Source organism: Nonomuraea sp. LPB2021202275-12-8, from assembly GCF_037044575.1.
In the GTDB taxonomy this organism is placed as follows: domain Bacteria; phylum Actinomycetota; class Actinomycetes; order Streptosporangiales; family Streptosporangiaceae; genus Nonomuraea.
The window spans coordinates 53,810-75,092 of sequence record NZ_JBAHWD010000021.1; the positions used below are offsets into that span (position 1 = coordinate 53,810).

Sequence of the window (21,283 nt, forward strand, 5' to 3'; positions counted from 1 at the left end):
GAACGCATCGTTGACGCCATGGCAACCACCACCAAGATCCGGCCGCGCTCCCTCGTCCGTGCCTCCGGAGGCCCCCGCTATGCCGTCGCCCTGGCCGTGGACGCGCTCGGCACCGGCCTGCTGCGGCCCTTTCTGCTGCTGTACGGGGTGATGGTGCTGAGGCTGTCCGCGCCGGCCACCGGCATCGCCATGACGGTCGGCGCCGTCGTGGGTCTGGTGTGCATGCCCGCGGTCGGCCGATGGCTGGACCGGGGCGCACGCAGCACGGTCGTGGCAGCGTCGATGCTGGTACGGGTGCTGGGCGTGGCGCTGCTGCTGGCCACCCCGACGGGGAACGTCTGGCTGTTCACGACGGCGGCACTCTTCCTCGGCATCGGCAACCAGGCATGGCCGGCCGCCCACGCCGCCCTCGTGGCCACGGTCGCCCACGGCCGCGAACGCGACGCCGCCCTCGCGGCAGGCCGCGCCCTGCGCAACGCCGGCCTGGGCACGGGCGCCCTCCTCGCCACCGCATGCCTGGCCGGCGGCACCACCGCACTGCAGGCGCTGGCAGCCGTCACCGGGCTCGCCTACCTCGCCGCGGCGGCCTTGGCATGGTCGGTCCACGTGCACGCTCATCCGGCCGCTGCCGCGGCCAAGGACAGGGACGACGAGCCCGCACCCCGGATGCGCGCGCTGCTGGCCGCCAACGTGATCTACGTTTTCTGCCTCAACGTCCCCGAAATCGCGCTCCCTCTGGTCCTGGTGACACAGATGCACGCCTCCCCGGTGTGGGTGGCAGCCATCTTCGTGGCCAACACGGTGCTGGTGGTCACTCTGCAGGTTCCGGTCACCGTCCTGCTGTCCCGCTTTCCCCGCCGGTCTGTGCTGGCTCTCTCCGGCGTGGTGCTCGCCTCGTCCTACCTCGGCTTCCTCGCGGTCACCTCCGTGGGACACGGCTGGGGGGCCCCGGCCGTCGCCATGGTGTCCGTGGTCTGCACCCTCGGCGAGATCATCTATGCCGGCAGCGCCACCGCGCTCGTCACCGCGCTCGCCCCGGCGCATGTCCTGGGACGCGCCCTCGCCCGCTTCCAGCTCTCCACGGGCTTCGGTCTCGCCGTCTCCCCGGCGGTCATCACCGCTCTCGCACCCCACGGTTCGGCCGCCCTGTGGGGCAGCCTCGCTGGTGCGACGCTCCTCTCCGCCTCCGCCGTCGCCACCGAGAAGGATCAAGGAACGCGGCTCAGCGGTTGCCGCCGCCGGGCGCGAGCAGGCTCGTGAGTTCGGCGATCGCCTCCGGGGGACGGCTTGAAGTAGCGGCGGACGTTCTCCGGCTTCTTGTGCCGGGACTTCGCCATCAGCATCAACAGCGAGGCGCTCTGTTCGCCGAGATGGGTCAAGGCGGAGTGGCGGTACTCGTGCAGGTCCCAGCCCGTGCCCGGTCCGCTCAGGGCGGTGTGCTCGTCGGGCAGGGCGCGGGCCTGCCCGTAGGAGAGACGAGCCAGGCCGGTGTCCGGGCACGCGTCGCGGGGCTGGCGACCTTGCCCGGCCCTGGGCGGCGGTGGGTGACGAACGCGTTGCGCCGCGCTTTCCGGCGATGAGGTCGCGTTCCTCGTCCAGGATCGTCCAGTGCTCGACGAGTTCGTCGATGTGAAGCGGGGGGCGTGTCATGCCCGTTCAGCATCACCTACGCAGGTCCCAACAAGATCAACGTCATTTGGGGCTCATAACAGCGCGCGGTGCGTCGAGCCGTCGCGGCTGTCGCTGCTCGGGCTGGTCCGACACATGGCCGAAGTGGAGCGCGACTGGTTCCGCACCAGGTTCGGCGGGCAGCGGGTCGGCTACTGCACCGACGACGACCTGCAGGCCGAGTTCGGCGTGGACGCCGCCGACGCCGAATCGGACCTGGCCGTCTATCGAGACGAGATCGAGCTCGTCCGCCAGACGACCGCCGGGCGCCACCTGGACGAGACCTACCTCGATCCGCGGCGCGACACCGAGATGAGCCTGCGCTGGGTCTACTCCGCCATGATCCAGGAGTACTCCCGGCACAACGGCCACGCCCGACCTCCTGCGCGAGCGGATCGACGGCGCCACCGGCCACTGACCCCGCCACCGGCGTCAGGAGTGGACGGCGCGGACCTCCGTCACGGTGAAATCGTCGACGATGTGCCGGTTCTGCAGCAGGAACCCGACCACGCCCGCCACCGCTTCGGCTCCGGAGGTGGCTCTGACATGGCCGCTCAGCACGTAGACCAGCGGCGTCGACGGCTGGTCGAGCGCGAAGCGGCGGCCATGGCGGTGCACGTCCTGCAGGGCCCTGATCGGGATCGGGCGCGTGGTGGTGAACCACGCCGCGACCTCCCACAGGGGCAGCTCCGCGTCGGCCTCGGCCGTGGCGTCATAGCAGCTGACACAGCCGAGGCCCGCGTGCTGGCCGTGCGGGCAGGTCCACTGGACGACGTCGGCCGAGCTCTGCGAGCTCATGATCGTCGCCTCGGTGACGCGCCGGCGCACCGGTCGTGGCTGATCATCGAACGGAGGATATGAGTCGTTGACGATGATGGATCCCTTCGCACCCATGTTCCGACGTTGTCCGAGCCTAACCCCGCGCGACGTCAGGGGGAATCGCCCCCCTTGCCCGCCCGCGGTGGCCCGCCCCACCGCCGAGGGAACGGAGGAGATCATTGTACGTGCATCACACCGTTCCCACTGGTCAGGGTGGACGCTGGCGCGTCAGGACTCTTCCGGTTGGCGTCGGTGCTGGCTCGGAAGGCGAACCAGGCGGCTCCCAACGGCACCGCCCCGATGGACGCCTGGACGATGATGGTGGCCAGGTCGGGCATCACTTCTCCTGGTGCGGCTCGGGCGGCAGCGCGGCGGCCTCCGGCCAGGTCGAGATCAGGGTAAGCCAGCCGCCGAAGCCGAGCCACACGGCCCCGCTCACCCACCCGCGCGGGTTGACGCCGGTCAGCGATCCCGCGAAGTGGATGAGGCCCCACGAGTACATGAGGGCGGTCGTGACGGCGAAGGCCACCCGGTCGGAGCGGAAGAAGGCCTGCACCAGGCAGAGGCCGCCGGTGAAGCCCCACAGAACCGCCCAGACCTCGAGCGGCGCGATGGAGATCAGCTGTAGATAGCCCGGGTTGGCGCGGATCTCCGGAGGCGGATGGATCAGCGACAGGGTGATGACGGCGGCGACCAGGCCGACGAACAACGGGCGTGTTCTCGCTGCCGGGCACCTTCGCGCGGACCACCGGTGATCGGCGTCATCGGCCTGTCAGCCGGATGGATCACCATCTGACCTCCGCCGGCAGGACGGCGCCTTCCCAGCCGCGAACCGACCGGCTTCGGGTTGCCGGCTAGGCGTGGCCGGCTTCGGGCCGTACGGCGCGGACATAGTAGAGCAGTGACGGCAGGTCGCCCTCGGACTGGACCTGGAAGCCGGCGTCGGGGATCAACGTGCCGAGCACCTCGCGGGGGTCGTGCCGCATGACGTGCGCCGACAGCAGCCCGACCAGGCGCCTGGCGAGGGGATGCGCCGGCGGCCGGAACTCGGCGATGACCAGCCGCCCGCCCGGCCGCAGCACCCGGAACATCTCGCGCAGCGCCTCCTGCCGGGCGTCGGCGGGGATGTGGTGGAGCGCCAGGCTACTGACGACGGCGTCGTAGGAGCCGTCGGGGAACGGCAGGTTCTGGCCCTCGCCGACCTCGTAGCCGCAGTTGCCGGGAGCGCGGCCTCGCGCGTACTCGATCATGGCGGAGGAGGGGTCCAGTCCCGTCACGTGCCCGGCGGGCGTCACGACGGGAGCGAGCACGCGCGTCAGATATCCGGTGCCGCAGCCGACATCCAGGATCCGATCGCCGGCCCGCGGCTTGGCCAGGGCCGCCAGGCGGGTGAAGGTGGCGCGGCGGCTCCCCGCGAAGCCGATGGCCGAGATGAGCTCGTAGGCGCGCGGATGATCCATCCTGCCGCCGGACTCGGCGTGCTCGGCGTGGTCGTGCAGCAACTTGCCCAGGCTCATGAGTCGATCCCCTTCTCACATGGCTCGTTCAGGTGTGCAGAGAAATGATGTGGTCGCAGGCGGTGCCGGTCAACGACCGGATCCGCCGGACCGCGCCGTACGGGACCACGATCCCCGCCGGCAGGGGCCGGTGTCATCGGATTCTCATGACAGGCATCATGCCTGACCGATGACTCCGCCGACTGGTCGCCTCGCGACCGATCCACCAGGCTGACCATGACCTTTTGACTACCTTGGAGGTAGAAATGGCCGTGGTGAAGCGGTTGATGGCGGGAGCCGGGTTAAGCGCGCTGCTCGTGGCGGGCAGCGCGACGCCGGCCGGGGCCGCGCCGGCCGAGCGCGATCCGGGGCTCGATCGGCGGGGACTTCAGGAGACCCTCGACGCGACCCACCAGGCCGGGATGTACGGCGTCTACTCCGCGGTGCGCGACGGGCGCCGCGACTGGCAGGGAGCCGCCGGGGTGGCCGACGTCGCTACCCGCCGGCCGGTGCGCGCGGAGATGCGCCACCGGGTCGGCAGCATCACCAAGACCTTCGTCTCGGTCGCCATCCTCCAGCAGGTTGAGCGGGGAGCCGTCGAGCTGGACGCGCCGGTGGCGCGCTACCTGCCCGGCCTGATCCCGGGCGAGCGCGGGCGGAAGATCACCGTGCGGATGCTGCTCAACCACACCAGCCACATCGGCGACTACATCGCGGGCGCGTTCCCGTCGCTGCTGGAAGGCTCGCCCGCCAGCCTCGACGACAACCGGTTCCGCACGTTCGAGCCCGGTGAGCTCGTGGAGCTCGGCCTGGCCGCGGCGCCCACCGGGGAGCCCGGCACGGCGCCGGGCTCGTACTCCAACACCAACTACGTCATCGCCGGACTGCTCCTGGAGAAGGTGACGGGCGTCGACGCCGAGAAGTACGTCACCCGCGAGGTGATCCGCAGGGCGGGCCTGCGCCACACCTCGTTCCCGCGCACGCCGCACATCCCGGGACCGCACTCCAAGGCGTACGAGTCCCTGTTCGGCTGGATCGACCCGCCGCGCGACTACAGCGTGTACGACATGTCATGGGCGGGCACGGCGGGGGCCGTGGTGTCGACCATGGACGACCTCAACCGGTTCTACCGGGCACTGCTGCGCGGCGAGCTGATCGGCTCCGAGCAGCTCGCCCAGATGCAGACGACCGTGACCGTGCTGGCCGGCGGCGGAGCCATCGACTACGGCCTCGGGCTCTACTTCGTCGATCTGCCCTGCGGCAGGTTCTGGGGACACGACGGCGGCGTCTTCGGCATGGGCACGCAGTCGCTGTCGAGCCCGGACGGCTCCCGCCAGCTCTCCTTCGGCCTGAACCGGACCAAGTATCAGCGCATCGACGAGAACGGCAACATCGAGATCAGCCCCGTCGACGTGGCGCTCGGGTCCCATTTCCTCCTCGCGCTCTGCGGTCCGGACACGGCCAGGACGGCGACCGGGCCGTCGATGTCCTTCAAGCCGTTCGCCACGGACCGGGTGCTCGTCAAGCGATGAGGCGTGCCACGAGGCGGGGCACCGCTTCGCCGATCGGGTCGCGGATCACCTCTTCGGCGAAGTCGTCGTAGGGCGTCGGCTCGGCGTTCACGATGACGAGATGGGCCCCGGACCTGACCGCGAGGCCCACCAGGGAGGCGGCGGGCTGCACCTGCAGGGAGGTGCCGATGGCGAGGAACGTCCGGCACCTCCGTGCGGCCTGGACCGCCTCGGCGACGGCCTCTTCGGGCAGCGTCTCGCCGAACATGACCGTGGTCGTCTTGAGGATCCCGCCGCACTCGTGGCAGGCGGGATCCGCCTCGCCCGCGTCGATCCGATCGAGCGCCTCGGCGAGGGTGGAGCGGGAGCCGCAGCTCACGCAGAGGACGCCGGACATGTTGCCGTGCAGCTCCAGCACCAGGTCGGGGCTGGAGCCCGCCTTCTGGTGCAGGCCGTCGATGTTCTGGGTGACCAGGCGGTCCAGCAGGCCGGCCCGCTCCAGCTCCACCAGAGCCAGGTGGGCGGCGTTGGGCGCGGCGGTCCTGGCGGGGCTTTCGCGCCGGAACCGCCACGAGCGGCGGCGGATCTCGGGGTCGGCCAGGTAGTAGTCGAGGGTGACGAGCTTCTCGTGGTCCGGGTCGTTCCGCCACAGGCCGGTGGGGCCGCGGAAGTCGGGGATCCCGGAATCGGTGGAGATGCCCGCTCCGGTCATGACGGTAATCATCGTTGCCATTGTCCAGCAGGGAGCATCACCGGCGAACCCTGCGGGCTTGCGCGTTTCTCCTGTGGCGCCGCCCTTTTGGGTAGGTTCGGGCACATGGTGGGCGCGGATCTGGAAGGGCACGGGTCGCTCTTGGGGGCTGCGGGCCGCGGACGGGGGTGCTGAGCGTGCTCGACTACGACCGCGAGGCCGCCTGCTACGACGAGACGCGAGGAGGGGGCGCTCGCGCCGACGCGGCCGTGGAGGCGATCGAGCGGCTGCTGCCGCCTGGTGGGCGAGTCGTCGTGGACGTGGCATGCGGGACGGGGATCGTCACCGGGCGGCTACGGCGCCCGGGGCGGCACGTGGCCGGGGTCGATCGCGCGGCCGGGATGGCCGGGGTCGCGGCGGCCCGGCTGCCGGGCGGGGTGGTGCTGGGCGACGCGGCCCGGCTGCCCGTCCAGGACGGATCGGTGGACGCGGTCACCATGATCTGGCTGCTTCACCTGCTGGACCCGGCCGCCTGCGCCGCCGTGCTCGCGGAGGCCGCCCGGGTGCTGCGGCCGGGCGGGGTGCTCATCACCACCGTCGACAAGAACGACGCCGCCTATCACACCGGCGGCGACACCTCGGACCTGCTGAGGCCGGTGCGTGACCGCCATGCCCCCGCTCAGAGCGACGCGCTCGGGCGGGTGCTGGAGGTGTGCTCGGGGTTGGGCGTCGCGATGGCGGGGCGCACCACGTTCGCGGGGCTCGGGCAGGGCCGGAGCCCTCGGATGTGGTGCGAGCTGATCCATGAGAGCTGGTGGGCGCCGCGGGTGGATCCCGCGACTCTCGCTGAGCTGGGCAGGCGGCTGGGGGAGCTGCCCGATCAGGACCGGCCGCGCGCCGACCCGGTCTACACCCTGGTCGCGCTGGTGAAGCAGGGGACCTCAGGCCATGGTACGGGTTGACCTTGACGTGGCGTCAACGTCTCTAATGGAGGCATGCTGATCGGCGAGCTCGCCGCGATGGCCGGGGTGTCGACCCGGACCGTGCGGCACTACCACCACCTCGGCCTGCTGCCCGAGCCCGTTCGGCTGCCCAACGGCTACCGGGAGTACCGGCTGCGCGATGCCGTGCTGCTCGCCCGGGTGCGGCGGCTGGCCGAGCTGGGGCTGTCGCTGGACGAGATCCGCGACGTGCTGGCCGACGACCAGGGCAAGGAGCTGCGCGAGGTGCTCCTGGAGCTGGACGAGGACCTGGCGCGGCAGCAGGAGGAGATCGGCGCCCGCCGGGCCCGGCTGGCGGAGCTGCTGGTCGAGCCGGAGCTGCGGCCCGACGCGGCGGTGTCGCCGGACATGGCGGCGGTGCTGCGCGGCCTGACCGCCGGCGGGTCGAGGTTCGCCGAGATGGACCGGGAGATGCTGGCCCTGATGGAAACCGTCGCCGGGCCGGACGAGCGGGAGGCGGTGCTCACGCTGATGCGGCCGCTCACCGAGCCGAGCGCGCTCGCGCGGGGGCACGCCCTTTACACGCGGCTCGACGAGCTCGCCGACGCCGGCCTGGGAGACCCCCGGATCGCCGGGCTCGCCACGGACCTGGCCGCCCACCTGCCGGAGGAGATGGTCCAGGCGATGGTCGCCGAGCTGCCCGAGGACGGCGGGCCGTGGATGGCGGCGATGTACGAGGAGCTGTCGCCCGCCCAGGGCGAGGTGTTCAGGCTGATGATGACCATGCTGAAGGAGAAGTTCTGATGCCCGAGCTGTTGCGCAGGATCGCCGGCTTCGACGCCAAGGGCATGGCGAGCCTGGCCCTGTGGGCGCGGTGCCGTCGCGACGGCGTGCCGCCCGGCGCCGTCGAGGTGACCTACTCGCGCGAGCAGACCACGACGATGCTGATCCTCCTGATCATGATGGCCGTGGAGTTGGTGGCGGTGGAGGTGCTGCTGCGGGCCATGGACGTGGCGGGCTGGGTGCGCCTGCTGGTGTTCCTGCTGGACGCTTACGGGCTGCTCGCCGGCCTCATGGTCGCCGCCGCCTGCGTCACCCGCCCGCACGTGGTCACCGGCGAGGAGCTGCGCGTCCGCTACGGCGCGTTCCTCGACGTACGCATCCCGCGCGAGCTGATCACCTCCGTACGGGTGGCGCGCGGGTACAACGAGTCGGGCCTGGTGCGCGTCGACGCGGGCACGCTGACCGTGGTGGTGTCGTCGCAGGTGAACGTGGTCGTGGAGCTGTCGGAGCCGGTCACCGTGGTCCGCCCGCTGGGCGGGCGTGCCGAGGTGACCGCGGTCCGCTTCTTCGCCGACGACCCGGCTGCGGTGCGGGCCGCCCTGCGACCCGCACCGCAGCCCGATCAGGCCGGCTCCTAGCCGTGGCGCGGGCGCTTGCCGTCGTCGGCCAGGAAGGCGGAGATCCAGGCCAGGGGTGAGTTCCAGTTGATGGTCAGCTCGTTGGTGGCCCAGGACTCGATGTGGTCGATGTAGCAGAACTGCGGCTTGCAGCCCCGCAGCAGCCGCTGTGCGAGCGGGTCCTGGATGGCGGAGTTGGGGCCGCCGGCCAGCGTGCCGCGCGGCGGGTTGGGCAGCGCGGGGTCGAGCTGGCGGGCGTACCACCGGCTGTGCTGGTTGCGGCTGGCCACCTCGCCGTAGCCGGTGACGTAGGACTGGTTGAGCGCGTTGCGGCCGAGGATGTAGTCCATCCCCTCCCGCACGGCGGCCCGATACCGTTCCTTGCCGGTCAGGTCGTACGCGGTGGCCATGACGACCATGTTGTTGAGGATCAGGTTGTTGGAGCCCCAGTCGTAGTCCGGCGGGTCGTACGGCATGCCGTACGGGTGCGCCCGCTGGATGGCGAGATACTTGTCGGCCCCCTCGACGACCGACCTGCGCACCTGTGACCTGCCGGGCAGGGAGTTCGGCACGGTCGCCAGGTCGAGGCGGCCGAGCTGGGCGGTGTTGCCCCAGTCGAAGCCGCGATCGCGCCAGATGTCGCCGGTGTGGTGCGGCGAGGCCAGCACGAACTGGGCGAACTCCTTCTCGCCCGTCGTGATGAACAGCTCCGCCGCGGCCCAGTAGAACTCGTCGCTGACGTCGCCGTCGGAGTAGGCGCCGCCGCCCACGCCGTCGTTCGGATCGGCGTACAGGGCGGGGTTCGCCTTGGCGGCTGCCCATGCCCGGCGGGCGGCCTGGAGGTTGCGGGCGGCGAAGGCGGCGTCGTAGCGCGCGTACAGCCTGGCCGCCTGGGCGGCGGTGGCGGCCAGGTTCAGCGTGGCGGCGGTGGAGGGCGGGTGCAGCTCGCGGGGCTGCGGGTCCAGGTGCGGCAGCAGCGGCAGCCCGGTCCACGCGGCGTCGTGGATCTTGTGGTGCGCCATGCCGGCGAGCGGCCGGCCCTGCGGGACCTGCATGCTCAGCAGGAACTCCTGCTCCCAGCGGGCCTCGTCCAGCACGTCGGGCACGCCGTTCCCGCTCTCCGGGATGCGGAGCATGCCGTCGCCGAAGGCCCCTCTGTCACGCTCGTAGGCCGACATGAGCTGGTGGACCGAGATGCCGCCGTTGACCACGTACTTGCCGTGGTCGCCCGCGTCGTACCAGCCGCCCTTGACGTCCAGCGTGTAGTCGCAGCCGCCCGGCTGGCAGGGGACGCTCGTGTCGCCCTGGTTGGGCGCCACGCCCAGGTGGCCGGCGGGCCTGCCGTAGCCGGGCCTGAGCTCGTCGCGGATCTCGATGCCGCTGCGCTGGGTGTAGTAGAACTTCAGCGCGTCCACCCGCAGCTCGTCGTACAGGCCGGCGGCGATGTCGAACGGGCGGCTCGTCTCGCCGTCGGCGACGAGGGTGTAGCCCCGGCCCGGTTTGGGGTAGGAGCCGAAGTCGATCGTCTGGACGTTCTGCCCCGAACTGGCGTCCACGCCTCTCGGCTCGGTGACGCCTCCGGCGACCGTCCGGCCGCCCGCGTTCTTGAGCTGCCACTTCAGCGCGGTGGTCTCGGCGGTGACCAGCGTCGCCTTCTTCGGGCCTGAGGGGAGGTAGCCGACCATGTTGACGCGCACGCGCGGGCCGGTGTCGGGCTCGTAGACCTCCGGTTCCGCGCCGCCCTTCAGCGACACGTCGTCCATGCAGAACCTCCAGGGGTCGGCGCTGCCGCCCAGTTGGAAGGCGACCTGGGCGTTCGGCAGCGTGACGGGGGCGGTGAAGGTGTAGGAGTAGACGTTGCCCGACACGCTCAGCTCGGGGGCGGCCGACAGATACTGCGTCCAGGGGTCCACCGGGAGCTGGATCAGCGCCCTGCCGACCTTGGCGGGGGTCGCCGACGCCGCGAAGGTATAGGCGTAGGTCTCGCCCTCGACCAGCGGCAGGTTGTCCTGGCCGATGATGGCGTCCCACGGATTGGCGGTGCCGCCCGGGATGTCGGCGCACAGGCGGCCGTCGTCCACTTCGAGTGTCAGGTTGCCGGTGCCCCACCACGGGGCGGTCCCGGTGTCGAAGGTGCCGTTCACGATCTGCTCGGGGCCCTCGGCGGCTTGCGCCGGGGCGGGGGTCAGGGCGATCGTGAGGAAAAGGGCCGCTGCCGCGGCCCGGCGTCCGGTCATGGAGGTCCTTGAGGGGTTTGGGAGCGCTCCCACGATCCTCGGGCCGCCGATGGCGCGCCGTCAACGCCCGCGCACCATCGGTCCTGGTCGGTCGTGAAACTTTCATGGTGCGCGGGCATCTGGGGTGCTGATCAGCCCAGCATGGCCTCGATGAGGTCGGCGGCGCGGGCGGTGCCGCCCTCGGCGCGCGTCTCGGTACGCAGCCGCGCCGACCTGCCGGCCACCTCGGGGTCGGTGGTGAGCTCGACCAGAGCCGCTCGCAGCGCTTCCGGGGTGGCGTCATCGGTGTCGATGCGGCGGGCCACACCGAGCTCGACGAGCCGGTCGGCGTTCATGAACTGGTCCACGCCCTGGGGCACGGCGATCATCGGGACGCCGGCGAACAGGCCCTCGCTGCTGCCGCCCATGCCCGCGTGCGTGACGAACGCGTCCGCCTGCTCCAGGATCGCGAGCTGGGGCACCCAGGGGTGCACCTCGACGTTGGCCGGGATCGCGCCGAGCTCCGCCGGGTCGGTGTGCCTGCCGATCTGGAGCACGACGTGCCAGCCGGGCAGGTCACCGAAGGCGGCCAGGCACCGGCGGTAGAACTCCGGCTGCCGGGTGTAGGCGGAGCCGAGCGAGATCAGCAGCACCTTCGCGGCGCCGGCGGGCCGGGTCCAGCCGCCCTGGTCCGCCCGGCTGCCGAGGCAGGGGCCGACGAACGTCACCGCGTCGGAGACCTCGTCCGCGTGCGGCTGCATGGCGCGGGGGATCGTGGCCAGGCAGCGCGGGGGACGGCCGGAGAAGGCGTCCATGTCCGTGGTCGTCACCCCCGCCTCGGCGAGCCATCCGGTGAACTTCGCCCGGTAGGCCGCGGCGCCCGGCAGCTCCCAGAGCGGCGCGGCCACCTCCTCCTCGTAACCCTCCCAGGCCACCATCGACGGCGAGAGCTGCACGATGGGCCTGCCCTGCGCCTCGGCGAGCGCGCGGCCCGCGTAGCCGGCGATGTCGTACAGGTAGAGGTCGGCCGGATCGGCGTCATAGGCCTCGCGCAGCCGCGGCAGCAGCCGGATGGCGTCGTCGAGGAAGATGCTCATCGCGGCGATGGGGTCGTCCGGCCAGTCGTGGTCGGTGACCGGCAGCGTCGACTCGTACGGGACCAGCTCGGCGCCGGCGGCCGTGATCACGTCGGCCACCATCGGGTCGTTGGCGTACGTCACCCGGTGGCCGCGTGCCACGAGCTCCCGGATGACCTCGAGGCTCGGCAGGATGTGGCTGATGGCGGGGATGCCCACCATCGCGATATGGGACACGGAAGATCTCTCGTTTCGGGCTGCGGCTTTCTGCGATGTTAGCCCGCCTTCCTGGATCTCCTGAGCGCCCACGCGACGGCCACCATCAGAGCCACCCCCGCCAGCGCCAGGACGGCGGGGACGATCGGCCCGCCGCCGCTCGGCCCCGGCTCGGCGGCGGCGGGCCGCGGTGCCCTGGGGGTGCCCAGAGCGGTGATCAGCTCAGCGGTGAGCTCTCCCATGCCGTAGGTCTCGTCGGACAGGCTCAGCGGACTGTCGCCGGGCGGCAGGCGCCTGTTGCCCGAGCAGAGCGAGGTGGTCAGCCCGGAGTCGGCGGCCCTGGCGAACAGCAGATAGCGCTCGCCCTCGGCGAACTCGTAGCCGCAGGCGGCGCCCTGGGCCCTGGTGACCACCTCGAACTCGGCGCCCGGGTCGCCCTTGTAGACGTGGTCGGCGCGGAGCGTCGCGGTGACCTTGCCGCCGCCCAGCATCTCCTCGTCCACCCGGACGGCCGTGGCGGTCGCGGTGAAGACCGCCGCCGAGTCCCGTACCCGCTCCTTCGGCGGGAGGTCCCTGCACGAGCAGGCGTGGGCCGCACCGGCGACGGTCACGAGGAAGGCCGCCATCAGGGCGAACACGGCGATGATCCGAGGCATCATGCCCTTCACGACGTGCGGGCCTGGGTGATCGGTTCAACGGCGACGCACGGCTTCGGATGATCTTCGCTAGGGTGAGGCGCCCCCCGTCCAGAGCCGCGAGGAAGTGACCGATGCGCCGCTACAGGTTCGGCCGGGTCGCCGCCGTGGTGGCCGTGGGATTCGTGGCCGCGGTCGTGGTGTCGGGCGCCGTCGCCCTGGTGACCGATGACGCCGGCCACCTCTGGCTGCCCACCCGCGTCCCCCGCATCGGACCCGGCGGGTGGGCGACGGTGCTGCCGATGGTGGCGCTGGGGGTGTTGCAGGGCTGGGGGCTGTGGCAGATCCTGCGCGGGCGGTCCACGGGGGAGCAGGCCGAGCCGGCCAGGGACGCTCGTCTGCTGCGGGCCGCCCTGTACGCGTCGCTGGTCATCGAGGTCGTCCCCTCACCGTGGCGGGTCGACATCCTGGAGGACGCCCTGCGGGTGGCCCTGGTGGTGCTGCTCCACCGGGTGCTGGACCGGGCCTCCAAGGGGGTGCGTACGGTCGCGCTGGTGGCCGGGCTGTACGTTCCGGTGGCCGGGCTCGCCGACATGGCGCTCGACGTCGGCTTCCTCCATCTGTTGTGGGTGCCGTGGCTCGCCTGGATGGCGCTGACGCTGGTCGCCCAGGCGAGGGACGGCCGGTGGAGCCGGGCCACGGTGTGGTCGGGAGCGCTGTCGGTCGCGGGCTCCTTCTTCCCGGCGTCGGTTTCCGTCCTCGTCCCGGACGGCTACGTCGCCTTCATCTGGCTCTCCATCGGCGACCAGGCGTTCGAGGTGTTCGCGCTGGTATGGCTGGCCCGTACCGCGCACGAGCTCGGGAGCCGGCGGGAGGAGCCGCCCGGGCGCGGGCACGGCCGAAGGGGGCCGTTGCGGGCGGCGCTCGCGAGCACGGCCGCGATCGCCGTGCTCGCCCTCGTCCCGGTGTCGGACCACGCTCCCGGTCCCGTCACCACGGCGAGAGCCTGCGAGCGGGCGGAAGGCGACCTGCGGTGGGACGTCTCGGCTCCGCCGATCACCGGCGAGCGGAAGTTCGTGTGCGAGGTACGCACATCAGACAAGCCGGCGTTCGCGCGGGGCATGCCGGACGGCCTGCTGACGGTCTACGGGCACCGCCTGTGCGGCGTCTACACCCGCTCCGACCCGCGCGAGCTGGCCAGGCTCCACGAGACCGACGGTCTCGACCCGGCGGACCTGGCGACTCTCCTGGCCGGCATCTGCCCTCGCGCCGCCGCCACGCTGAAGGCGGCGGCCGAGGCCGAGAAGCGTGAGCTGCTGGCCTGGGAGGCGGCGCAGCAGCGCGAGTGCGCCAAGGCGCCCCGCCACCGCCCGCTGATCAAGCCCGTGAAGGCGACAGTGGTGAAGAGTCCCATCTGGCCGGAACTGCCCCTCCAGTCGTACGAAGAGGGAGCCGAGACCGACCCCTTCGAGGACGACCTGATGGACCGCGCGCACGAGGGCGACCTGGTGGCCTCGGCCCCCGGCCACCTCATCGTCTTCGCCGACACCACCCTCCGCTCCTGCGTCACCGTCGAGACGTACGCCCGCCGCCCGCCGATGGAGACCAAGGGCTGGGCGCACGTCGTCGAGGTCGGCTACCACAGCCCGGACGGCGGCATCGTCCTGCACGACGGGCTGGGCAGCGCCCTGCTCCCCGACCTCGCCGCCCACGGCAAGGGCCACTACCGGATCCGCGTCCACCTGGGCCGGATCCCCTGGAAGGGAGCGGAACAGGGCGCCCAGCGGCTGCTCATCATGTCCTACCCGGGACACGGCGACGATGAGGTGATCGTCCACCGGCAGGGGGTCCGGCCCTGATCGGCGATGTCCGCCCACCGGGGAGATGCGCGAACGATGGCCGCCGCCCCGTGGCAGATGGGTGGGGCGGCGGCCATCGGCTTCAGAGGGGCAGACCTCCGGTGGCGGAGCTGGTCGTGCCCGTCGCCTGGTAGGCGGCGATGGTGCGTTCGGCGATGCGCATCTGGTGGATCTCGTCGGCGCCGTCGGCGAAGCGGGCCCAGCGGGCGTGCTGGAACATGTTGGCCAGCGGCGTGTCGGTGGAGTAGCCGAGGGCGCCGTGCACCTGGATGGCCCGGTCGACGATGCGGTTGAGGCTGTTGGCCACGAAGTGCTTGGCCATGGAGACCTCGGTGCGGAAGTCCTCACCCTTGTCGATCTTGGACGCGGCGTGCAGGACCATGAGCTTGCACTGGTAGAGCTCCATGGCCGAGTCGGCGATCAGCCACTGGATGCCCTGCTTCTCGGCCAGCAGCGAGCCGTGGCTGTAGCGGTTGAGCGCGCGCTCGACCATCATGTCGAGGGCCGTCTCCGCCTGGGAGATCCAGCGCATGCAGTGGGCCAGGCGCGCCGGGCCGAGGCGGTACTGGCCGAGGCGGTGGCCGTTGCCCCTGCCGCCGAGGATCTGGCTGTCGGAAACCCGCAGGTCCTTGATGACGATCTCGCTGTGGCCGGTCGACCCGTGCATGGTCTCGACCTCGCGGACGTCGTTCCACCCTTCCTGCGGCAGGTCGATGAGGAAGGCGGTGTTGGCGCCCCGCGCCCCTTCGGGGACGTCGAGCTCGGTCTTGGCGATGAGGATGGCGAAGCTGGCGCGGCGGGCGTTGGAGATGAACCACTTGTGGCCGTTGATGACCCATTCGTCGCCGTCCTTGACGGCCTGGGTGCGGATGAGGGTGGGGTCGGAGCCCGCGACCTCGGGCTCGGTCATGGCGAAGCAGGACATCTTCCTGCCGTCCAGCAACGGGCGCAGATACTTCTCCTTCTGCTCGTCGTCCGCCCAGTGCAGGAGGGTGTGCATGTTGCCCTCGTCGGGGGCGCTGCAGTTGAGCACCCAGGGGCCGAGGCGGGTCTTGGCCGCCTCGGACTGCACCATGGCCAGCTCCACGTGGCCGAGGCCCATGCCGCCCCACTCCTTGGGCATGTGGGGGAGCCAGAGACCTTCGGCCTTCGCCTTCTCGCGCAGTTCGAAGATGCCGTGGAGGTAGGCGTCGCGGTCGCTCTCGCGTAGCTCCTCGCCGGCGGGGATGACGGTGTCCTGGATGAAGGCCCGTACCCGCTTGCGGATCTCCTCGTGCTCGGGCGCAAGGGTGAAATCAATGGCCATGATGCTCCTTTAGTCGGACATTTCTGGGAAGTGGCAGGCGACGAAGTGGTCACCACCGTTCAGGGGGCGGATCTCGGGCTCCTCCTGCGCGCACTTGCCCGCTGCCCGGGGGCAGCGGGTGCGGAACCGGCAGCCCGTGGGCGGGCTGACGGGGGAGGGCGGTTCGCCGCTGATGAGCTGGTCCGCCGGAGGCAGGCCGAGGCCGCTGCCGGGGATGGAGGCGAGCAGCGCCCTGGTGTAGGGGTGGGCAGGACGCGCGATCAGCTCCTCGCTGGGGGCGAGTTCGCAGATCTTGCCCAGGTACATCACCAGGATCCGGTCGCTGACGTTCTTGACCACGGCCAGGTCGTGGGCGATGAACACCAGCGTGAGCCGGTAGCGCTCCTTGAGGTCCTCCAGCAGCCCGAGGATCTGCGCCTGCACGGAGACGTCCAGCGCCGACACCGGCTCGTCGCAGATAACCACCTCCGGATCGAGGATCAGCGCCCGCGCGATGGAGATGCGCTGGCACTGCCCGCCGGAGAACTCGTGCGGGCGCCGCACGGCCGCGGTCGCCGGGTCGAGGCCGACCGCCTCCAGCACCTCGTCCACCTTGCCGGTGCCGGTGCCCCACACCCGCGGCCCCTCCTCGACGATGTCGCGGACGCGGCGGCGCGGGTTCAGCGACGAGATCGGATCCTGGAAGATCATCTGCAGTCGTCGCCGGGTACGCCGCAACGCCTCGCCGCGCAGTCCGGTCAGCTCGACGCCGTCCAGTCGCACCGATCCGGAGCGTGGCGGCGGGAGCTGGATGAGCGCCCGCGCGGTGCTGGACTTGCCGCACCCCGACTCGCCGACGATGCCCAGGGTCTCGCCCTTGGCCAGGTCGAAGCTCACCCCGGAGACCGCCCTGACGGTGCGGCCGCGGCCGGCGGGAAACTCCACGACCAGATTCTCGACCCTGAGCAGCACCTCGTCACGGGGACGCAGGTGCGCGGTTCCGCTACCGGCCATGGCTGTCCGCTCCTTCGCTGCCGCTTCCGGCCACGGTCTCGGGTTCGGTGGCGCTCGTGCCGGTCGGGTACCAGCAGGCGTAGAGGTGGTCGCGGGTGTCCGCGAGCAGCGGCGGCGCCTCGGTGAGGCACCTGTCCTGGGAGTACGCGCAGCGCGGGTGGAAGGAGCAGCCGTCGGGGGTGGCGGCCAGGTCCGGCGGCCGTCCCGGGATGACGCGCAGCCGGTGGTGCGCGGGATCGGTCAGGCGGGGAGCCGCCTGCAGCATGGCCTCGGTGTACGGCATCCGGGTCCGGCTGAAGATCTGGTCCGCGGGTCCCTGCTCGACGACCTTGCCGGCGTACATCACGATGACGTCGTCGGCCCACTGCTTCACCACCGACAGGTCGTGGCTGACCAGCACAACGGCCATGTCGCGCTCCTCGCGCAGCCGGTGGATCAGGCGCAGCACCTGGTCCTGGATGGTGACGTCGAGCGCGGTCGTGGGCTCGTCGGCGAACAGCACGTCGGGGCCGCACGACAGGGCCATGGCGATGGTCACGCGCTGGCGCATGCCACCGGAGAGCTGGTGCGGGTAGCGGTCGAGCAGGCGGTTCGGGTCGGGGATGCCGACCGAGGCGAGCAGCCTCGCGGCCTCCTCGCGGGCCTTGGCCCGGCTCATCCCGAGGTGCACCCGCAGCGGCTCGGCCACCTGCGTGCCGATCGTGCGGACCGGGTTGAGCGCCGTCATCGGGTCCTGGAAGACGGTGCCGAGCCTGCGCCCGAGTACCTGCCGCATCTCCTCGGGGGAGTACGCCGCGAGGTCGTCGCCCTCCAGGTAGACGTGGCCGCCCCGGGCGACGTCGGTGCCGGGCAGCAGGCCCAGGATGGAGCGGATCAGCATGGACTTGCCGGAGCCGGACTCGCCCACGATGGCCAGGGTGCGGCCGCGCCGTAGCGTGAAGGACACCCCGTCGACGGCCTTGACGGTGCCGCGCGGGGTGACGAAGTGCGTGCGCAGGTTCTCGACCTGGAGCAGATCGCCGTTGACGGTGTGCGGGGTGGTGCTGGCCGGCAGCACCGCCGCGGCCTGGCGCACCGGCTCCAGGCCGCTCTGCCGTATGTCGCTGAGCGCCCTGAGCCGGTCGCCCACCACGTTGAAGGACAGGACGGTCAGGAACATGACCACCGAGGGCGCGAGCACGACGTGCGGCGCGTTCTCCATCAGGGTGCGGCCCTCGTTGATGAGGCCGCCCCAGGTGGGAGTGGGCGCCTGGACCGACAGGCCGAGGAAGGCGAGGCTGCCCTCCGCGACCACGACCACGGCCATCCCGATGAACGCGTACGACGCGGCGGGCACCGCGACGTTGGGCATGATCTCCCGCCACAGGATCCGGCGGTCGCGCACGCCCAGCACGCGGGCGGCCGTCACGAACTCGCGCTCGGCGAAGGTGAGCGTCGCGCCGCGGATCAGCCGGACCCACGAGGGCACGCCCAGCACGCCGAGCACGATGAGCACGTTGCGCAGGTTCGCCCCCGCGAAGGCCACCACGGCCAGGGCGAAGACCAGAGCGGGGAAGGCCAGGGCCACGTCGTTGACGGCCATGATGACGGCGTCGGTGGCCCGCTTGCGGTATCCGGCCAGGATGCCGAGCGGGGCGCCGACGGCCAGGCCGAGCACCACCGCGCCGATGCCCACGCCGAGCGAGACGCGCGCGCCGTACACGACCCTGCTGAGCACGTCGCGGCCGAGGCCGTCGGTGCCGAAGGGGTGCGCGAGGCTTGGGCCGTCCTGGGGCGGGCCGGCCAGCGTCTCGTCGTAGCGGGCGAAGGGCAGCACGTCGGCCAGGACGGCGGCGGCCAGGATCAGGCCGATCCAGGCCGTCGCGATCCAGAACCCGGGACCGAAGCGCCTACGCACGCCGGATCCTGGGGTCGACGGCGGCGTACACCACGTCCACCGCGAAGTTGACCAGCACGTAGCCGACCGAGATCAGCACCACGCCTCCCTGCACCGTCAGGTAGTCACGGGAAAAGATGGAGTCGACGATGAGCCGCCCGATGCCGGGCAGGCCGAAGAGCGTCTCGATGATCACGGTGCCGCCGATGAGCGCGCCGAGGTTGAGCCCGACGGCGGTGACCAGCGAGATCGCCGACGGGCGCAGGGCGTGCCGCCACAGGATGCGGCGCGGCGACAGGCCGCGGGCCCTGGCCAGCGTGATGTAGTCCTCCTGCAGCGTCGCGATCAGGTCGGTGCGCAGCAGCCGCGCGTACACGGCGAGCTGCCCGCAGCCGAGCGTGACGGCGGGGAGCAGCACCGAGGTGATGTTCCACCCCAGGTCCACCGAGATCGGCGTCCAGCCGGTGGCGGGCACCACCTGCCAGGTGACGGCGAACAGCAGGATGAGCAGCACACCGAGCACGAACACCGGGGTGGACAGCAGCGCGAAGCTGATCGCGGTGAGCACCTGGTCCAGCGCGCGGCCGGCCCGGCGGGCGGCGGCGACGCCCACCGGGATGGCCAGGCCGAGCGCGACGACCTGCGCGGCGACGAGCAGCTCCAGCGTCACCGGCAGCCGCTCCATCAGCTCGTCGGCGACCGGCACCCGGCTGATGTAGGAGGTGCCGAAGTCGCCGGTGACCAGGCCGCCGAGCCAGGAGGCGTAGCGCACCAGCAGGGGCTGGTCCAGGCCGAGCTCCGCGCTGAGCTGCGCACGCGCCTCCTCGGTGGCCGACAGGCCCAGGATCTGCGTGAGGGGGTCGCCCGGCAGCAGTGCGAGCAGCGCGTAGGACAGGAACGTCACCACGAGCAGCACGACCACCAGCCGGACGAGCCGGTGTACGAGGATCACTGCTTGCTGACCCAGAGCTGGGAGAACGGGTGGTACGGGATGGGCGACCCGGTCAGCGGCAGGCCCTTCTCCCCGTCGGGCAGCAACTGCTCGCCGATTCCGTGCAGTTTCGTCTTGGCGATGATCGCTCCGGTGTTGAGGTGGTCGATGAACACGAACGGCACCTGGTCACGCAGCCGCTCCTGGACGGTGGTGTAGGCCTGCTTGCGGGCGCTCTCGTCGGGGTTGGTCCGGCCGATGTCGAAGGCCTTGCTGAGCTGCTCGTCCTTGAAGCGGGTGAAGTTCAGCGAGATCTGGCCGACCGGCTTGGCGTAGGCCTGGTGCATCCAGATGTACTCGCCGTCGGGGTCGGGCGAGGAGAACTGCGTCCACACCGTCGCGCCGAAGTTGCCGGTGACGGCTCGGTTGATCAGGTCGGGCTGGTCGGCCTGCTTGATCGAGACCTCGATGCCGGCCTTGCGCCACATGTCCTGGGCCAGCTCCACGCCCTGCATGGTGTTCGGGTCGGGAGTGGAGATCACCTCGAACTTGATCGGCCCCTTCTCCGCCTCCACCTCCTTCACCAGGGCGGTGGCCTTGGCGAGGTCGTAGGCGGGGTAGGAGCCCGCGTCGGAGAACCACTTGGAGTCCTTGGACCAGGGGGAGTCGGCCTCTTCGGTCAGGCCGCCGCGCAGGGTCGAGATGACGGCCTTGCGGTCGGTGGCGTGGGCGAGCGCCTTGCGCACCCTGAGGTCGTCGAGCGGGGCGACGGCGGTGTTGAGCAGGAACATGTACTCGGGTACGGCCATGCCCTGCGCCCGGTGCACGGTGTAGGTGTCCTTGAGCCCGCCGTACTTGGTGACGTCCTCGTCGCGGGAGGTGCCCATGGCGTCGATGCCGCCGGCTTCGAGCGTCTGGGCGCGCGTCTGGCTGTCGGGCAGGATGCGGAACTCGATCTCGTCGAGGTACGGCAGGCCCTTGCGCCAGTAGTTCGGGTTCTTGGTCACGACCATCCGGCTGTCAGGGACGTACTCCTTGAAGACGAACGGGCCGGTGCCCACGGGCTTGAGGCTGGCCGTCTTGGCGTCGCGGAGCGAGTTCGGCGGCAGCACCATGCCGATCTGCGCGGCCAGGTAGTAGGGGAAGGCCACCCAGGGCTGGTTGAGCTTGACCGTGACCGTCATGGGGTCGGTGAGCTCGAAGGACTTGACGGGCACCAGCACCGCGTTGTTGAGCGGCGAGGCCTTCTGGGCCTCCAGGTTCGCCTTGACGATGTCCCCGGTCAGGGAGACGCCGTCATGGAAGTTGATGCCCTGCCTGACCTTGATCGCCCACTCGTCGTAGGTCTTGTTGGGGGTGAGCGACTGGGCCAGGTTCGGCTTCCAGTCGCCGTTGGCGTCGACGCTCACCAACGTTTCGACGATCGTGCCGACCATGCTGTAACTCTGGGACGCGAACTGGTCGGTGACCGGGTTCAGTCCGTTGGCGTCGGCGCTCAGTCCGTAGACCAGCCGTCCGCCCGGCGCGGGTGACGACGGGTCCGCGGGGGACCCACTTTCCTGCACGGCAGCAGGCCGCTGCCCGCTGCACGCAACGAGCAACATCGATGCGAGCGACAGTGTCGCCAGCCTTTTCCAGCGTTTCATCTA

At 71.3% G+C, this 21,283-nt stretch carries 18 protein-coding genes and 1 pseudogene; 7 read left to right on the plus strand and 12 right to left on the minus strand.

Going from position 1 to position 21,283, the window contains the following annotated elements; translation table 11 throughout:
• Nucleotides 1–18 precede the first annotated feature (18 nt).
• Both V5E28_RS31330 and V5E28_RS49695 read left to right on the plus strand, forming a co-directional pair.
• A complete protein-coding gene (locus V5E28_RS31330) occupies nucleotides 19–1,260 on the plus strand; it encodes an MFS transporter (protein ID WP_336212260.1) in 1,242 nt (413 codons plus the stop codon).
• Nucleotides 1,261–1,764: 504 nt separating this feature from the next.
• A pseudogene (locus V5E28_RS49695) lies at nucleotides 1,765–1,983 on the plus strand (hypothetical protein); the annotation flags it as partial.
• A 117-nt stretch (nucleotides 1,984–2,100) separates the two neighbouring features.
• Here V5E28_RS49695 and V5E28_RS31340 read toward each other — a convergent pair.
• From V5E28_RS31340 to V5E28_RS31350, 3 genes are all read right to left on the minus strand, one after another.
• A complete protein-coding gene (locus tag V5E28_RS31340) occupies nucleotides 2,101–2,466 on the minus strand; it encodes a hypothetical protein (protein WP_336212264.1) in 366 nt (121 codons plus the stop codon).
• A 358-nt stretch (nucleotides 2,467–2,824) separates the two neighbouring features.
• Nucleotides 2,825–3,196, minus strand: coding sequence for a hypothetical protein (locus V5E28_RS31345; protein ID WP_336212265.1), 372 nt, complete (start codon nucleotides 3,194–3,196; stop codon nucleotides 2,825–2,827).
• A gap of 145 nt (nucleotides 3,197–3,341) precedes the next feature.
• Nucleotides 3,342–4,004: a class I SAM-dependent methyltransferase gene (locus tag V5E28_RS31350; RefSeq protein WP_336212266.1), complete on the minus strand. Its 663-nt coding sequence runs from the start codon at nucleotides 4,002–4,004 to the stop codon at nucleotides 3,342–3,344.
• 245 nt (nucleotides 4,005–4,249) lie between these two features.
• Between V5E28_RS31350 and V5E28_RS31355 the strand changes: the two genes are divergently transcribed.
• Entirely contained in the window at nucleotides 4,250–5,515 is a 1,266-nt protein-coding gene (locus V5E28_RS31355) for a serine hydrolase domain-containing protein (RefSeq protein ID WP_336212268.1), read from the plus strand.
• Here V5E28_RS31355 and V5E28_RS31360 read toward each other — a convergent pair.
• Nucleotides 5,505–6,218, minus strand: a complete 714-nt coding sequence (locus V5E28_RS31360; protein WP_336212269.1) for an SIR2 family NAD-dependent protein deacylase — start codon at nucleotides 6,216–6,218, stop codon at nucleotides 5,505–5,507. The two genes, V5E28_RS31355 and V5E28_RS31360, sit on opposite strands and share 11 nt — an antisense overlap.
• Nucleotides 6,219–6,382: 164 nt before the next feature.
• Between V5E28_RS31360 and V5E28_RS31365 the strand changes: the two genes are divergently transcribed.
• From V5E28_RS31365 to V5E28_RS31375, 3 genes are read left to right on the plus strand one after another with little or no spacing between them, the layout of a single operon-like run.
• On the plus strand, nucleotides 6,383–7,147 hold the full coding sequence (locus V5E28_RS31365; protein WP_336212270.1) for a class I SAM-dependent methyltransferase: 765 nt from the start codon (nucleotides 6,383–6,385) through the stop codon (nucleotides 7,145–7,147).
• A gap of 33 nt (nucleotides 7,148–7,180) precedes the next feature.
• Nucleotides 7,181–7,930, plus strand: a complete 750-nt coding sequence (locus V5E28_RS31370; RefSeq protein WP_336212272.1) for a MerR family transcriptional regulator — start codon at nucleotides 7,181–7,183, stop codon at nucleotides 7,928–7,930.
• Nucleotides 7,930–8,547, plus strand: coding sequence for a hypothetical protein (locus tag V5E28_RS31375; protein ID WP_336212274.1), 618 nt, complete (start codon nucleotides 7,930–7,932; stop codon nucleotides 8,545–8,547). Before V5E28_RS31370 ends, V5E28_RS31375 begins: the two co-directional genes overlap by 1 nt.
• On the opposite strand, the gene V5E28_RS31380 is transcribed toward V5E28_RS31375, so the two are convergent.
• From V5E28_RS31380 to V5E28_RS31390, 3 genes are all read right to left on the minus strand, one after another.
• Nucleotides 8,544–10,763 (minus strand): glycoside hydrolase family 9 protein, encoded by a 2,220-nt coding sequence (locus V5E28_RS31380; RefSeq protein WP_336212276.1) that lies wholly within the window; start codon nucleotides 10,761–10,763, stop codon nucleotides 8,544–8,546. The two genes, V5E28_RS31375 and V5E28_RS31380, sit on opposite strands and share 4 nt — an antisense overlap.
• A 131-nt stretch (nucleotides 10,764–10,894) precedes the next feature.
• Entirely contained in the window at nucleotides 10,895–12,040 is a 1,146-nt protein-coding gene (locus tag V5E28_RS31385; RefSeq protein ID WP_336212408.1) for a macrolide family glycosyltransferase, read from the minus strand.
• A 53-nt stretch (nucleotides 12,041–12,093) separates the two neighbouring features.
• Complete coding sequence (locus tag V5E28_RS31390; protein ID WP_336212277.1) at nucleotides 12,094–12,693, minus strand: hypothetical protein; 600 nt, start codon at nucleotides 12,691–12,693, stop codon at nucleotides 12,094–12,096.
• 110 nt (nucleotides 12,694–12,803) lie between these two features.
• Here V5E28_RS31390 and V5E28_RS31395 point away from each other — a divergent pair, with 110 nt between their 5' ends.
• Nucleotides 12,804–14,528: a hypothetical protein gene (locus tag V5E28_RS31395; RefSeq protein ID WP_336212279.1), complete on the plus strand. Its 1,725-nt coding sequence runs from the start codon at nucleotides 12,804–12,806 to the stop codon at nucleotides 14,526–14,528.
• Between the two features lie 82 nt (nucleotides 14,529–14,610).
• Here the strand turns inward: V5E28_RS31395 and V5E28_RS31400 are convergent, their stop codons facing one another.
• Genes V5E28_RS31400 through V5E28_RS31420 form a run of 5 tightly spaced genes read right to left on the minus strand, consistent with a single transcriptional unit; the run spans nucleotide 14,611 to nucleotide 21,280 of the window.
• Nucleotides 14,611–15,834: an acyl-CoA dehydrogenase family protein gene (locus V5E28_RS31400; RefSeq protein WP_336212280.1), complete on the minus strand. Its 1,224-nt coding sequence runs from the start codon at nucleotides 15,832–15,834 to the stop codon at nucleotides 14,611–14,613.
• 9 nt (nucleotides 15,835–15,843) lie between these two features.
• Nucleotides 15,844–16,827, minus strand: coding sequence for an ABC transporter ATP-binding protein (locus V5E28_RS31405; protein WP_336212281.1), 984 nt, complete (start codon nucleotides 16,825–16,827; stop codon nucleotides 15,844–15,846).
• Entirely contained in the window at nucleotides 16,817–18,724 is a 1,908-nt protein-coding gene (locus V5E28_RS31410; RefSeq protein WP_336212283.1) for a dipeptide/oligopeptide/nickel ABC transporter permease/ATP-binding protein, read from the minus strand. The genes V5E28_RS31405 and V5E28_RS31410 overlap by 11 nt, the downstream gene beginning before the upstream one ends.
• The gene (locus V5E28_RS31415) at nucleotides 18,717–19,655 is read right to left on the minus strand and encodes an ABC transporter permease (protein ID WP_336212285.1); all 939 of its coding nucleotides are present in this window, start codon (nucleotides 19,653–19,655) and stop codon (nucleotides 18,717–18,719) included. The genes V5E28_RS31410 and V5E28_RS31415 overlap by 8 nt, the downstream gene beginning before the upstream one ends.
• Complete coding sequence (locus tag V5E28_RS31420) at nucleotides 19,652–21,280, minus strand: ABC transporter substrate-binding protein (RefSeq protein WP_336212286.1); 1,629 nt, start codon at nucleotides 21,278–21,280, stop codon at nucleotides 19,652–19,654. Before V5E28_RS31420 ends, V5E28_RS31415 begins: the two co-directional genes overlap by 4 nt.
• Nucleotides 21,281–21,283 lie beyond the last annotated feature (3 nt).

What these genes read in the sequence shown, in the direction of transcription:
- V5E28_RS31360 (WP_336212269.1), bottom strand. Translation starts at nt 6,218, where the DNA reads ATGATTACCGTCATGACCGGAGCGGGCATCTCCACCGATTCCGGGATC.
- V5E28_RS31330 (WP_336212260.1), top strand. Translation starts at nt 19, where the DNA reads ATGGCAACCACCACCAAGATCCGGCCGCGCTCCCTCGTCCGTGCCTCC.
- V5E28_RS31390 (WP_336212277.1), bottom strand. Translation starts at nt 12,693, where the DNA reads ATGATGCCTCGGATCATCGCCGTGTTCGCCCTGATGGCGGCCTTCCTC.
- V5E28_RS31420 (WP_336212286.1), bottom strand. Translation starts at nt 21,280, where the DNA reads ATGAAACGCTGGAAAAGGCTGGCGACACTGTCGCTCGCATCGATGTTG.
- V5E28_RS31340 (WP_336212264.1), bottom strand. Translation starts at nt 2,466, where the DNA reads ATGAGCTCGCAGAGCTCGGCCGACGTCGTCCAGTGGACCTGCCCGCAC.
- V5E28_RS31380 (WP_336212276.1), bottom strand. Translation starts at nt 10,763, where the DNA reads ATGACCGGACGCCGGGCCGCGGCAGCGGCCCTTTTCCTCACGATCGCC.
- V5E28_RS31370 (WP_336212272.1), top strand. Translation starts at nt 7,181, where the DNA reads ATGCTGATCGGCGAGCTCGCCGCGATGGCCGGGGTGTCGACCCGGACC.
- V5E28_RS31405 (WP_336212281.1), bottom strand. Translation starts at nt 16,827, where the DNA reads ATGGCCGGTAGCGGAACCGCGCACCTGCGTCCCCGTGACGAGGTGCTG.
- V5E28_RS31385 (WP_336212408.1), bottom strand. Translation starts at nt 12,040, where the DNA reads ATGGTGGGCATCCCCGCCATCAGCCACATCCTGCCGAGCCTCGAGGTC.
- V5E28_RS31375 (WP_336212274.1), top strand. Translation starts at nt 7,930, where the DNA reads ATGCCCGAGCTGTTGCGCAGGATCGCCGGCTTCGACGCCAAGGGCATG.
- V5E28_RS31395 (WP_336212279.1), top strand. Translation starts at nt 12,804, where the DNA reads ATGCGCCGCTACAGGTTCGGCCGGGTCGCCGCCGTGGTGGCCGTGGGA.
- V5E28_RS31355 (WP_336212268.1), top strand. Translation starts at nt 4,250, where the DNA reads ATGGCCGTGGTGAAGCGGTTGATGGCGGGAGCCGGGTTAAGCGCGCTG.
- V5E28_RS31350 (WP_336212266.1), bottom strand. Translation starts at nt 4,004, where the DNA reads ATGAGCCTGGGCAAGTTGCTGCACGACCACGCCGAGCACGCCGAGTCC.
- V5E28_RS31400 (WP_336212280.1), bottom strand. Translation starts at nt 15,834, where the DNA reads ATGGCCATTGATTTCACCCTTGCGCCCGAGCACGAGGAGATCCGCAAG.